This is a genomic window from Rhodanobacter thiooxydans LCS2, from assembly GCF_000264375.1.
GTDB classification, from domain to species: Bacteria; Pseudomonadota; Gammaproteobacteria; order Xanthomonadales; family Rhodanobacteraceae; genus Rhodanobacter; species Rhodanobacter thiooxydans.
The window spans coordinates 69,378-82,568 of record NZ_AJXW01000052.1; the positions used below are offsets into that span (position 1 = coordinate 69,378).

The following is a 13,191-nucleotide window of genomic DNA, read 5'->3' on the forward strand; positions in this document are numbered from 1 at the left end:
AGAGGCTCTAACGCCGCGTGCCGCGCTCGATGCACACGCCGACCGCCTTCGCACCGCGCACCGCACCGGGCTTGGACAGCTTCAGGCGCACCCAGACCACGCCGAACTCCTCGCGGATGATCGCCGCGCAGCGCTCGGCCAGCGTTTCGACCAGGCCGAAGCTGGAGGCCTCCACGTAGCCGATCAGCCGCTTGGACACGTCCTTGTAGTTCAAGGTCTGCGCGATGTCGTCGGTGCCCGCCGGCACGGTGTTGTCGAACGCCATCTCGACGTCGAACGACAGGGTCTGGCGCACACGGCGCTCCCAGTCGTAGACGCCGATCACGGCGTCGATGCGCAGGTCTTCGATGAAAACGGTATCCATGACGGCGATTCGTGGGGCGACGGCCGTACAGGGTCCGCGAGCCGGCGGCCGGATGCAAGCCCATGGCGCGATGGTCGCCATGCGATCATGTGCGGATGCCCACGTTCAGCACGCTCCCGCTCAAACCCGCCCTGCTCGCCAGTGTCGACACGCTCGGCTACGCCGAGATGACCCCGGTGCAGGCGCAAAGCCTGCCGCCGATGCTGCAAGGCCGCGACGTGATCGCGCAGGCGCAGACCGGCAGCGGCAAGACCGCCGCATTCGGGCTCGCCCTGCTGCAGGCGCTGGACGTGGACACGATCCGCCTGCAGGCACTGGTGCTGTGCCCCACCCGCGAGCTGGCCGACCAGGTCAGCAAGGCGATCCGCAAGCTCGCCGCGAACATTCCCAACGTCAAGCTCCTGACCCTGTGCGGCGGCATGCCGCTGGGGCCGCAGCTGGCCTCGCTGACCCACGATCCGCACATCGTGGTGGGCACGCCCGGCCGCGTGCAGGAACACCTGAAGCGCGGCAGCCTGCACGGCGGCGGCATCAAGGTACTGGTGCTGGACGAGGCCGACCGCATGCTCGACATGGGCTTCAGCGAGGTGATCGACGACATCGTCGGGCGCATCGCGAAGCACCACCAGACGCTGCTGTTCTCCGCCACGTATCCCGAAGAGATCCGCGCGGTCAGCCAACGCCTGCAGAAAGACCCCATTGAAGTCACGGTGGACGCACCGGCCGCGCAGCAGCCGGCGATCGAGCAGCAGTTCATCGAGGTAGAGCCTGCACAGAAACTCGACGCCTTGGCGCAGTTGCTGGCCGGCGAGCGCGGCCAGCACGCGCTGGTGTTCTGCAACATGCGCCGCGACGTCGACGCGGTGGCGCAGGAACTGGACCGCCGCGGCTACTCCGCGCTGGCCCTGCACGGCGACATGGAGCAGCGCGACCGCGACGAGGTGCTGGTGCGCTTCGCCAACAGGAGCTGCAACGTGCTGGTGGCCACCGACGTGGCCGCGCGCGGACTGGATATCGCTGCACTGCCGCTGGTGCTGAGCTATGACGTGGCGCACGACCCGGATACCCACACCCACCGCATCGGCCGCACCGGTCGCGCCGGCGAAACGGGCCTGGCGATCACCCTGTGCACGCCGCGCGAGCGGCCGAAGGCGGCGAACATCGAGGACGCGCAGGGCGCACCGCTGCCATGGCGCGCGCTGAAGCTCGCGCCGCCGCGCGGCAAGAGCCTGCAGCTGGCGCCGATGAAGACGCTGGTGATCGACGCCGGCCGGCAGGACAAGCTGCGCCCCGGCGACATCCTCGGTGCGCTCACCGGCGACGCCGGGCTGGAGGCCAAGGACATCGGCAAGATCGACGTGTTCGCCACCCGCGCCTACGTGGCGATCAGCCGCGCGTTGGCGAACAAGGCGCTGGAGCGCCTGCGCGCGGGGCGGATCAAGGGCCGCAACTTCCGCGTGCGTCCGCTAGGCTAGGCAGCCCGACTCCCGGAAGCCGACCCGATGCCGCGCTGGTCCATCCGCCTCCTCGCCTTCGCCCTGCTCGCTTGCATGACTGCCGCACACGCCGCCGAAATCCCGGTCTACGGCTATCGGGTCGTGCATGCCTACCCGCACGACACCGGCGCCTATACCGAGGGGCTGTTCTACAAGGATGGTTACCTCTACGAGAGCACCGGCCAGGTCGGCGCGTCGACCGTACGCAAGGTGGCGCTGGAAACCGGTGAAGTGGTGCAGCGCCATCGCCTGCCGAAGCAGTATTTCGGCGAGGGCATCGTCGACTGGAAGGACCGCCTGGTGCAGCTCACCTGGCAGAGTGGCACCGGCTTCGTCTACGACCTGGCGAGCTTCACGCCGCAACGCAACTTCCGCTACGAGGGCGAGGGCTGGGCGCTGACCCGCGACGGCACGCACCTGTACATGAGCGACGGCACGCCGGTGCTGCGCGTGCTGGATCCGGAAACGCTCGAGGTGGTGCACCGCATCCACGTCACTGCCGACGGTGAGCCGGTGCGCAACCTCAACGAACTGGAATGGGTGGACGGCGAGATCTACGCGAACGTGTGGCTGACCGACCGCATCGCGCGGATCGACCCGGCCAGTGGGCAGGTGACGGGCTGGATCGACCTCACCGGCCTGTTCGACATCAGCCGGCTGCCGGACCCCGGCGACGACGTGCTCAACGGCATCGCCTGGGACGCGGCGCGCAAGCGCCTGTTCGTCACCGGCAAGTGCTGGCCGCAGCTGTTCGAGATCGAGCTGGTGAAGCGACCGGCGCGCTGAGAGCTTGTGATTTTTTTAACCTCTCAGGCCGGCCACGGCGAGGGCATGGCAAGGACATGGCGAGGGCATGGCGAGGGCATGGATGCCTGAGTTGAGGCCACGCAGGAGCGGTTGCCCGATGGCCGGCCATGAAACAGTCGCACAGGTGACTGTTTCATGTGAGCGAGTCCGGGCGTGTACCGGACTCACGATCGAAGAAAACCACAGGAAGCGGTTTTCTTCACAAGCTCAGGGCCCCGGCGACCTCACAGCGTATCGAGGTAGGCAGACAGCGCCTGTACGTCCTCGTCGTCGAGCGTGGCTGCCACGCCCTGCATCACCTTCGCGTTGCTGGTGCCGGCACGCGTGCCGGTCTTGAAGTCGTGCAGTTCATGGGCCAGATACTGGCCAGACTGGCCGCGCAGGCGTGGGAAGGCCGCCCACGGCGGTTGCGGCGCGCTGCTGGCATGCGGTCGCGGACCGGCCCCATCCGGGCCGTGGCAGCCCTGACAGGGCGGAATGCCTTTGGCCGGATCGCCGGCCAGGTACAGCTGCGCGCCGCGCGAAGCGGCATCGGCCCGGCCGGCCGGCTTCGGCGGCATCGCGGCGTAGTAGCTGGCCAGGTCGCGCGCGTCCGTGTCGCCCAGCGTGGCGGCCTGGCCGTTCATCACCGCGCCGACGCGCTGGCCTTCGTGGAATTCCTTCAGCTGCACGTACAGGTAGGTAGCCGACTGCCCGGCCAGGTTCGGGAACTCCGGCGCGATCGACAGGCCGCGTGCCCCATGGCATGCCGTGCATACCGTGGCCTTGCCGGCGCCGGCGACGGCATCGCCGCTGACCGGCTGCAGCCGGCGCAGGTCGACGACCCTGGTCGGCGGGGTGTGGGTGTGCGGCGGCTCGCTGGCCCCGGCGTCCGCGACGAGGCCCGCGCCGAGCAGGAGCATGCACAGGAGGCTGGTACGAGAGGTCATCGCGGCGCTCCTCACAGCTTCAGGTTCAGCATCACGCCGACCAGGCTGACGCTGTAGTGCAGCTGGCCGCCCTTGTCGGTGTACAGACGGTGGTCGTAGCTCAACGTCTTGTCGAAGCCGGCGTAGTGCCAGTCGCTGAAGGCACCGGTCTGGTAGCGGCCGAACAGGCGCACGCCGACGCTGCGGTTGATGGCGAAGTTGAGACCGAGGTCGAGCGTGTTGGTGCGGTACTTGTTGTCGGGGTAGCCCGCCGCCGCGGCTGCCACCGCAGCCGGTACGCGGTTGGCCAGTGCGCCGATGGTGGCGTAGCGGTAGCCGACGTGGCCGAACGAGCCGTTGTAGTCGTAGCGCAGGTCGGCGCGCACGCGGCCGAAGTCGTGGCTGAGGCTGAAGCCGCCGTTGCGGTTGCTCTCGCGGTCGAGTTCCCACCACTGATTCGCGAACGGGTACAGCGGGCCGCCGAGGTTGGGATTGGTCTGGCCAGGGGTGCCCAGCGCCTTGCCGTTGTCGGGGCCGTCAGCGTCGTTCACGTTGGAAATGCCCAGGCGCGAGCTTTCCGCGCCGAGGTAGACGTTCACCACGGTGGCCGGGGTCGGCTGCCAGTCCCATTGCACGGTGGCGCCGGTGGTGCGGGTGTTCTGCCGGCCGATCGTCGCGTCATAGTTGTCGCGGTTGCCGTAGAAGGTGGCCGACAGCGTGGCCGACTCGCCCCACGGATAGGTGATGATCACGCGCGCCTTGCTCTCGGTGCGGTCGGACAGATCGTACTTGCGCATGTCGGCGACGGTGTGCGCGGGGAGGCCGTTGACCGGCTCGACGAAGCCGGGCAGCGATTCGGAGAAGAACTGTCGGTACGGGTTGTAGTTGTACCGGTCGCCGTCGCGCCTGGCGTACTCCCAGCTCAGCCGCACGGTGGCGCCGATCACGTCGCGGCTGACCCAGTCGAACTTGATGCGCTGGTCGTCGATGCGCTTGCGCTCACGGTACTTGGGCCGGTTGTGGTCGAAGGTGTAGACCACGCCGAGCGAGCTCTTGCGGCCGAACTGCCAGTCGCCGCCCAGCTCGAAGATGGTGTCGGTGTAGCCGAACGGGTTGTTGCGCACGGTAACCATGTACGAGCGGTACAGCGGGTTGTTCGGGTCGAAGATGCCGGTCTCGCCCGGCACCACGCTGCCCTGCGAGCCGTTCTCGGAGATGTAGCCGTACTGGCCGGTGAGCGGGTTGTAGGCGAGGTAGCGGGTCTTGTCGTTCTCGCGGTACCAGCGCAGCCCGGCGTGCCAGCCGAACGCGGCGGTGGGATGGAAGGTCACGCGGGCGTCGACCAGGCCGGTGTCGATGCGCGCGTTGGCATTGCGCTGTGACAGCGCCGCGGTGGTGTTCCAGTTGGCGCACTGGAAGGTGTAGTCCACCGGCGGCGCGATGAAGATGCCGCCGGTGCCGGTGCAGGTGGTGGGCGCCAGCAGCGCGTCGTTCTGGCGCATGGTGCCCCACGCGCCGGCCATGCTGAACTGGCCGTTCCACTTCAGCGTGCGCGTCAGGTCCAGGCGCAGGTTGTGGTAGTCGTTGTCCGGTTCCAGCGAAAACTGGCCGTTCTTGATGTCGGCCACCTGCGGCGTGCCGACCACGTTCCACAGCGCGAACGGGCTCTGGAAGTTCAAGTGGTCCTTGTGGTTGCGGAAGAACGAGCCGTTGTAGGTGGCGAGGAAATGCCACACCTTGCCCACGTTGCGCAGGCTCAGGTTGATGTCGGTGGTGCGAAAGTCGATCGGTCGCACCGTTTCCAGCACTCCGCCGTTGCTGGGAAACGGGTAGTTGAAGAACATCGAGCCGCCCCACAGGCGGGTGCCGGTGCGCTTCTCGTTGGTGATCGAGGCCGAGCCGATCCAGTCGCGGTACAGCACGCCTTCGTAGCCCAGCCCCGCGCGGGTGCGGGTCATCCCGATGCTGCGCCGGGGCGTGGCCGCCGACACCGCGGCCACCTGCGCCGGTGTGCTGGCGCCAGGCACCAGCGGTGCCGACAGGGTCAGGTCGGTACTGCCCACGCCGTTCCAGATCGGATAGGCGCTGGTCGACACGGTATGCGGCATGTCGCGGTAGAAGCCCTCGACGCGGTAGTGGCCGTAGCGGCCGACGCGCAGGCGGTAGAACTGGTCGTCGCCGCTCAAGCGGCTGCCGCGCAGCTCGACGTACTGGCCGGTCCGGCGGTTGAGGAAATCGAGCACGAACAGGCCGAGCACGGCGCCGCTCTTCCAGTCGGCGTACTGGCGGAAGTACTCCGCGTTGCGGTCGCCGCCGACGTGCAGGTAGCCGAGCTGCAGCAGCCCGGCGTAGTTCCAGTCACTCAACCCCAGCGGCTTGCCTGCCTCGGGCAGCGGCGGGTACGGGTACAGCGCGCCGGTGGGGGTACGCAGCATGCCGGCGTGCAGGTAGGAGGTGCCTTCGGGATCGGCGCGGTACAGCATCGGCGCCCAGCCGGTCGGGTCGAGCGGGCTGCCGTAGTGCATGTCGCCCACGCGCATGGTGCCGCTGGTGTCGCTGGCCAGCGCGCCATGCATGCCGAACAGGCCGGCCAGCAGTCCCAGCGTCAGGGCTTTCGGTGCGGAGTGGTTTCCTTTCTGCACAGGCATGGTCGGCCTCCGTCACTTGTGGAACTTCGGTCCGGAAGGATTGTTGGAACCGTGGATGTTGGCGTGGCAGCTGAGACAGCCGCGGCCCATCGAACGCTCGTCCGGGAACGGCCCGCTGCCGAGGTTGGCTGCGCTCTGCAGGTCGTTCGGGTGGCGCGTCATGGTGTGGCACTGCTGGCACAGCATCGGGATTGGCGCGACCAGCAGGGTCTGCTGGTTGGAGCCGTGCACGTCGTGGCAGTTGAGGCAGTTCTGTCGAACAGGCGCGTGCTCGAACAGGAACGGCCCGCGCTTCTCGGCGTGGCACGTGTAGCAGGTCTCGTTGACGGTGTCGGTCTTCAGCAGCGGCTTGGTGATGCTGCCGTGCGGGTTGTGGCAGTCGGTGCAGGCCATCTGCCCTTCCGGCAGCGGCATGTGCGAGCGACGGTTGAACTTGGCGCGGATGTCCTGGTGGCAGCTGGCGCAGACTTCGTTGATCGACGACTTGGCCAGCGCGCCCTCCGGCGACAGCCGCGCCATCGGGTTGTGGCAGTCGGTGCAGGACAGCCCGCGGTTCTGGTGGATGGAGCCGATCCAGTGCTGGCGCGCGCCGCCGGCATGGCAGGCGAGGCAGACCCCGGCCTGGGTCTGCGGCGAGCTCTTCGAGTCGTGGGTGAAGCCGATGATCAGGCCTGGTGCGGTGGGATCCTTGGCGTGCGCGGAGCCCGGGCCGTGGCAGCTTTCGCAGGCCGCCTGCGGGCCGGTGTTGGCCGCGCCGGCGCGGAACGCGGCCATGTGCAGCGAGTGCGAAGCCTGCACGTTCTCCTGCGTGTGGCAGGCCACGCAGCTCTTCGCGCCGGTCGCATCGGCATTCGGCGCCAGCGGGTTGGCCGGGATCGAGGCGGCGTCGAACGGGGTGGCCAGGCTGTCGCTCATGCTCGCCGGGTGCGGGTTGCCGGCACGCGCCGCGCCCGCGCCCATGTCGGTGGCCGGCAGCATGCGGGCGATGTCGCTCTGGCTGAGCCCGCCGGCAGGGGCGGCATGCGCACCCGGCGCGGCGTTGCCACCGGCCTGCTGGGCCTGCACGTCGCGAGCCCCGAGCAGCATGGCGCCGGCACTCAGCGCGGCGCACAGCACGACGGCAAGCAACAGCGAAATCGCACGCATGGCTCGAACCCCTTGGCTAGCGTGAACACCCGCAGCGACCGACCGACGCCATCCTGATGCGTGGCACGCGCCCCTGACGTCTGCGGCGATGTCCCGAGGCCGTAGTATTTCCCTCATGCAATGCGATTGATAAGCCCTTTCATGTTGCGTTTAATATCCATGATCAGCGAACAATTCTTCACGATTGCGCAACGCAACAAGACAGTTCCCCCGATCCACCGCCACGCCCGCCACCCTCGAGGGACACGCCGTGCAGGATCTCAACGACATCTATTACTTCGTGCAGGTGGTGGAGCTGGGTTCGTTCACCGCGGCCAGCAAGGCGCTGGGCGTGGCCAAGTCGCAGCTGAGCTTCCGCGTAGCACGACTGGAGACCAGCCTTGGCGTGCGGCTGATCCAGCGCACCACGCGGCGCTCGCACGTCAGCGAGATCGGCCAGCGCTACTACGAACAATGCCAGCAGTTGCTGGCCGCGGCCGAGCAGACCCAACGCGTGATCGACGAAGCGCAGGCCGCGCCGCGCGGGCGTATCCACGTGGCCTGTCCGGTGCTGTTCGCGCAATTGCTGCTGGCGCCGATCCTGGTCGAGTTCCTGCGACAGCACCCTGGGGTGCAGGTGGACCTGGATATCTGCCACCACCAGGTCGACGTGATCGCCGGCGGCTACGACATCGCATTCCGGGTGCGCGACTCGCTCCAGGATTCCAGCCTGGTGATGCGCAGCTATGGCCTGGACCCGCAGGTGCTGGTGGCCAGCCCCGAACTGCTGCGGCGCCAGGGCCAGCCGACCCAGCCGCTGGAGCTCAAGCGCCTTTCCAGCGTCGGTCTGATCAGCGCGGAAGGCAGGCACTTCTGGCACCTGCAGGCCGCCGACGGGCGCACCCAGCAGGTGGAGTACCACCCCAGCCTGATCAGCGACGACCTGCAGGTGCTGTACCAGGCGGTGGTCGGCGGCGTCGGCGCGGCGCAGCTGCCGCAGTTCGTCTGCCGCGAGGCGGTTGCCGCAGGCCGGCTGGTGCCGCTGCTGCCGGCGTGGTCGCTGCCTGCCGGCAACGTGCATGCGGTGTATCCCTCGCGCCACGGCCACACCCCGGCACTGCACAGCTTTATCGACTTCGTGGCGCAGTCCATGCCCCAGGTGCTGCGCCGCACCCAGCAGGGCACGCCGGCCGAGCACGCGGAACCCGCAGCGGAAAACCTGGTCGCCGACTGAAACTGCGCCGGCTACGCGCCCAGCAGCCGGCGCGCCGCCGCGCGGCCGGCGAGCCGGCCGCTGGCGAAGCAGGCGGTGAGCAGGTAGCCGCCGGTGGGCGCCTCCCAGTCGAGCATTTCGCCAGCGCAGAACACGCCGGGGCGCTCGTGCAGCATCAGGTTCTCATCCACTGCCTCCAGCCGCACGCCGCCGGCGGTGCTGATCGCCTCGGTGACCGGTCGCGGCGCGCGCAGATGCAGCGGCAGGGCCTTGAGCTGCGCGGCCAGCGCCGCCGGATCGGCCAGGGTGGATTTGTCGGTGAGCTCGAACAACAGCGCGCACTTCGCCGCGTCCAGTCCGGCGCGACGACGCAGCCAGTCGCCGATGCTGTGCTTGCCGCGCGGCGCGGCGAGACGGCTAGCCAGCGCGCTTTCGTCGTAGCCGGGCACCAGGTCCAGCTTCAGCACGCCTTCGCCGCGTTCCGCGATCTGCTCGCGCAGTTCGGCGCCGATCGCGTAGATCAGGCTGCCCTCGATGCCGTACTCGCTGAGCACGAACTCCCCCTGGCGCGAACGGGCCACGCCATGGCGGTCGACCCAGTGCGCCACCACCGGCTTCAGCGGGGCGCCGGCGAAGCGGCTGGCAAGATGCTCGCTCCACGCCAGCTCGAAGCCGCAGTTGGCCGGCTGCAGCGGCGCGATGTCGATGCCCGCGTGCTCGAGCGGCGCCACCCAGGCGCCATCGGAGCCCAGCTGCGGCCAGCTGGCGCCGCCGAGCGCGAGGATTGCCGCCTCGGCTGCCACCGTGCGTTCGCCCTGCGGCGTGGCGAAGCGCAGCGCGCCATCGCTCCAGCCCAGCCAGCGGTGGTGCATGTGGAAGGCCACGCCCGCTTCGCGCAAGCGGTGCAACCAGCCACGCAACAGCGGCGCCGCCTTCTGGTCGAGCGGAAATACCCGGCCCGAACTGCCGACGAAGGTTTCCACGCCGAGACCGCGGGCCCAGCGGCGCAACGCCTCGGCATCAAACGCGTCCAGCCAGCGCGCCACCGCGTCGCGGCGCGCGCCGTAGCGCTCGACGAAACGCGCGCGCGGCTCGCCATGGGTCAGGTTGAGGCCGCCCTTGCCGGCCAGCAGGAATTTCCGCCCCACCGAACCCTTGGCCTCGTACAGGTCGACCGCCACGCCCGCCGCGCACGCGGCTTCGGCCGCCATCAGTCCCGCCGGACCGCCGCCGATGATCGCCAGTCGGGGAGTTGTGGTCCGGGTCACCCGCGCATGGTCGCATGCCGCCTGCGCGGCATGCATCGCCGGTGTCGCGGTGGTGGTGACGCCGGCCCGGCAGGGCCGCGTGGCTTCGCGCATGAATCGCAGCTGACCACCAGGGCAGGAAGGGCTGAACGGCAGCGCCAGATAATATTATCTGTGGCGCAAGCAATTACGCCTGAAAAAACAGCCATGGAGAAACTTCTTGCGCCGGTGGCGTAACCCCGCTCGGCCGTCATGGATAATCGCAAATCTGCGCGAATCCACCGCCATCGAACCGGTTTTTCGCGGGCGTGTTGGTCGCGGCAGGGCGCGCCACCGAGCCGTCGGTGGCCACGCCGCCGCATGGGGATAATCGCAAACATTTGCGCCATTCCGGCCGCCTGATAATCCCGGAAAACCTGTGACGCAAATCACCTGTTCCCTGAAAAAATCCTATTGACGGTTTTCCGCGGCGAATCCTACCGTCAGCGGGTTCGCCAATGGGGAGCTTGGCGAACGGTTCCGTGACGACATTCCGCACCGGCGCTGATCGCGGCGGACGTCCACCACGTGGTGCAATTCCGGGAAGTAAGACGAATCCGCCGCGCACGGAATCGCTGGGCCATTCCAAAACCGATCGCGTCGCGCCTGTCCGCGACGTTCATTCCATGAGGTCCACGCGGCCCCAGCGGCTTCGTTTGCCTCGAAAAACTTTTGGGAGCCACAGATGCAAAATCATTTCCGTCTCACGCTGCTCACGGCCGCCATCGGCCTGGCGGCGATCGCCTCGGCCAACGCCGCCTCGGCCAGCAGCAACGCCTTCGTCGCGCTGAACCAGCACGCCACCCAGTTGCGCCAGGGTGACGTGGTCAGCGGCCCGCTGGCGACCTCACAGCCGATCCATATCGAGGTGGCGCTGAAGCTGCGCAACCCGGCCCAGCTGCACACCTTCCTGGCCACGGCCATGACCTCGACGCTGTCGATGGTGCAGCATCGGATGTCGAGCGAGCAGTTCGTCGCCAACTATTCGCCGACCGCGGACCAGGCGAACCAGGTGGCCGCATGGCTGAGCTCGGTCGGCTTCACCAACGTCAAGATCGCGCCGAATCGCCTGATGATCTCGGCGGACGGCCACGCGGACACCGCGCAGGCCGCGTTCAAGACCAGCTTCGCCAAGGTGCGCACGAAGGAAGGCCGCATGGCCTTCATGAACAACAGCGACGTGCAGATCCCGGCCACGCTGCAGGACAGCGTGCTGTCGGTGATCGGCCTGCAGACCGTGCACCAGGCGCATACCTTCGCCAAACCGGTGCAGGCCGCCTACACCACTCAGGCGGTGACCGGCCACAACCCCACCGAGTTCTCCTCGATCTACGGCGGCAACGGCGTGGCCACGGCGGCCGGGGTGCCGGTGGGCATCGTCACCCAGGGCAAGATCACCCAGACCATCACCGACCTGAACACGTTCACCTCGCAGAACGGCCTGGCCACGGTGACCACCCAGATCGTCAACACCAACGGCACCAGCACCGACACCAGCGGCCTGGGCGAGTGGAGCCTGGACAGCCAGGACGTCGTCGGCATGGCCGGCGGCCAGGTCGGCAGCCTGATCTTCTACAACATCCCGACCCTGTCCAACGCCGACCTCACCGCCGACTTCAACACCATCGTCACCGCCAACGCCACCAAGATCATCAACGTGTCGCTGGGCGAGTGCGAGACCAGTGCGAAGAGCGACGGCTCGGCCGCGGCGCAGGACCAGATCTTCCAGCAGGCGGTGGCGCAGGGACAGACCTTCTCCATCTCCACCGGCGATTCCGGCGCCGACGAGTGCAAGAACGGCGGCGTCACGCCGAGCTGGCCGGCCGCGTCGCAGTACGTGGTGGCGGTGGGCGGCACCACGCTGGACGCTTCCACCACCACCTGGAACGGCGCCACCGTGTGGGTCAGCGGCGGCGGCAGCTCCAGCACGTTCGAGCCGCAGCCGAGCTGGCAGAACGGCGTGGCGCCGGGCACCACGCGCGGCCTGCCGGACATTGCCTATGACGCCGATCCCAGCTCCGGCTCGAAGATCATCGTCAACGGCGCCACCCAGCAGTACGGCGGCACCAGCCTGTCCGCGCCGCTGTTTGCCGGCGCGTGGGCGCGCATCATCGCCATCAAGGGCGCCAGCGTGGGCTTTGCCGCACCGCTGCTGTACCAGTTGCCTGGCGCCGCCTTCCACGACATCACCTCGGGCAACAACGGCGGCTATACCGCCAGCGTCGGCTACGACCTGGCCAGCGGCCGCGGCGAGCTGATCATCAGCACGGCCGCCGCCGACATCGGTGGCACTGCACCGCCGGCCAACGTGCCGCCGGTCGCCAACTTCAGCGACTCGGTCAGCGGCCTCACCGTGAACTTCACCGACAGCTCCACCGACAGCGACGGCACCATCGCCTCGCGCTCATGGAACTTCGGCGACGGCAGCACCTCGACCGCCACCAACCCCAGCCACACCTACGCCGCCGCCGGCACCTACAGCGTGTCGCTGACGGTGACCGACAACGGCGGCGCGACCAACACCAAGACGCAGTCGGTGACGGTCGCCAGCAGCAGCGGGAACGTGCTGCAGAACGGCGTGGCGCTCACCGGCCAGTCCGGCGCCCAGGGCGCACAGCTGTTCTACACGGTGGTGATCCCGGCCGGTGCCAGCAACCTGGTGATCTCCGAGTCCGGCGGCACCGGCGACGCCGACCTGTACACCAAGTTCGGCTCCGCCCCAACCCTGTCCAGCTACGACTGCCGTCCGTACCTCACCGGCAACAACGAGAGCTGCACGGTGGCCTCGCCGCAGGCGGGTACCTACTACGTCATGCTGAACGGCTACGCCGCGTTCTCCGGGGTCAGCGTCAAGGCCAGCTGGAGCACCAGCAGCAGCGGTGGCAACGTGCTGCAGAACGGCGTGCCGGTGTCCGGCCTGAGCGCAACCACCAGCAACGCCCTGTACTACACGATGGTCGTGCCGAGCGGAGCCACCAACCTCAACATCAACATCGCCGGTGGCACCGGCGACGCCGACCTGTACGTCAAGCTCGGTTCCACGCCGACCACCAGCAGCTACGACTGCCGCCCGTACATCACCGGCAACAACGAGAGCTGCACCGCCTCCGCGCCGACGCCGGGCACGTACTACATCATGGTGCGCGCCTACAGCAGCTACAGCGGTGTCACGCTGACCGGCAGCTACACGCCGTAAGCGGCTGAGCGGAACACCGGCGCACACGGAAGCGCGCCGACAACAACCCGAGGCCCGGCCGGCAACGACCGGGCCTCGCGGTTTGCGATGGTGCGAACGCACATCGGCTCATCGTGCCGACGTTGTATGGTGCGGGCTTTGCCGCCGG

General features: G+C 68.4%; 9 protein-coding genes. 4 read left to right on the top strand and 5 right to left on the bottom strand.

Annotated elements, in window-relative coordinates; translation table 11 throughout:
- Positions 1-7: 7 nt before the first annotated feature.
- On the bottom strand, positions 8-364 hold the full coding sequence (folB, locus tag UUA_RS11415; protein WP_008436970.1) for a dihydroneopterin aldolase: 357 nt from the start codon (positions 362-364) through the stop codon (positions 8-10).
- A gap of 95 nt (positions 365-459) precedes the next feature.
- On the opposite strand from folB, the gene dbpA reads away from it, so the two are divergent.
- On the top strand, positions 460-1,839 hold the full coding sequence (gene dbpA / locus UUA_RS11420; RefSeq protein ID WP_008436971.1) for an ATP-dependent RNA helicase DbpA: 1,380 nt from the start codon (positions 460-462) through the stop codon (positions 1,837-1,839).
- 27 nt (positions 1,840-1,866) lie between these two features.
- Positions 1,867-2,646, top strand: a complete 780-nt coding sequence (locus tag UUA_RS11425; RefSeq protein ID WP_008436972.1) for a glutaminyl-peptide cyclotransferase — start codon at positions 1,867-1,869, stop codon at positions 2,644-2,646.
- Between the two features lie 245 nt (positions 2,647-2,891).
- Here UUA_RS11425 and UUA_RS11430 read toward each other — a convergent pair whose 3' ends face one another.
- From UUA_RS11430 to UUA_RS11440, 3 genes are read right to left on the bottom strand one after another with little or no spacing between them, the layout of a single operon-like run.
- On the bottom strand, positions 2,892-3,596 hold the full coding sequence (locus UUA_RS11430) for a c-type cytochrome (RefSeq protein ID WP_008436974.1): 705 nt from the start codon (positions 3,594-3,596) through the stop codon (positions 2,892-2,894).
- Between the two features lie 11 nt (positions 3,597-3,607).
- Complete coding sequence (locus UUA_RS11435; RefSeq protein ID WP_008436976.1) at positions 3,608-6,223, bottom strand: MtrB/PioB family outer membrane beta-barrel protein; 2,616 nt, start codon at positions 6,221-6,223, stop codon at positions 3,608-3,610.
- A 12-nt stretch (positions 6,224-6,235) separates the two neighbouring features.
- Positions 6,236-7,369, bottom strand: a complete 1,134-nt coding sequence (locus tag UUA_RS11440; RefSeq protein ID WP_008436977.1) for a DmsE family decaheme c-type cytochrome — start codon at positions 7,367-7,369, stop codon at positions 6,236-6,238.
- A 250-nt stretch (positions 7,370-7,619) separates the two neighbouring features.
- On the opposite strand from UUA_RS11440, the gene UUA_RS11445 reads away from it, so the two are divergent.
- Positions 7,620-8,582 (top strand): LysR substrate-binding domain-containing protein, encoded by a 963-nt coding sequence (locus UUA_RS11445; protein ID WP_008436978.1) that lies wholly within the window; start codon positions 7,620-7,622, stop codon positions 8,580-8,582.
- A gap of 11 nt (positions 8,583-8,593) precedes the next feature.
- Here the strand turns inward: UUA_RS11445 and UUA_RS11450 are convergent, their stop codons facing one another.
- Complete coding sequence (locus UUA_RS11450; RefSeq protein WP_081491545.1) at positions 8,594-9,865, bottom strand: TIGR03862 family flavoprotein; 1,272 nt, start codon at positions 9,863-9,865, stop codon at positions 8,594-8,596.
- 667 nt (positions 9,866-10,532) lie between these two features.
- On the opposite strand from UUA_RS11450, the gene UUA_RS11455 reads away from it, so the two are divergent.
- Entirely contained in the window at positions 10,533-13,043 is a 2,511-nt protein-coding gene (locus tag UUA_RS11455; RefSeq protein ID WP_008436980.1) for a pre-peptidase C-terminal domain-containing protein, read from the top strand.
- Positions 13,044-13,191 lie beyond the last annotated feature (148 nt).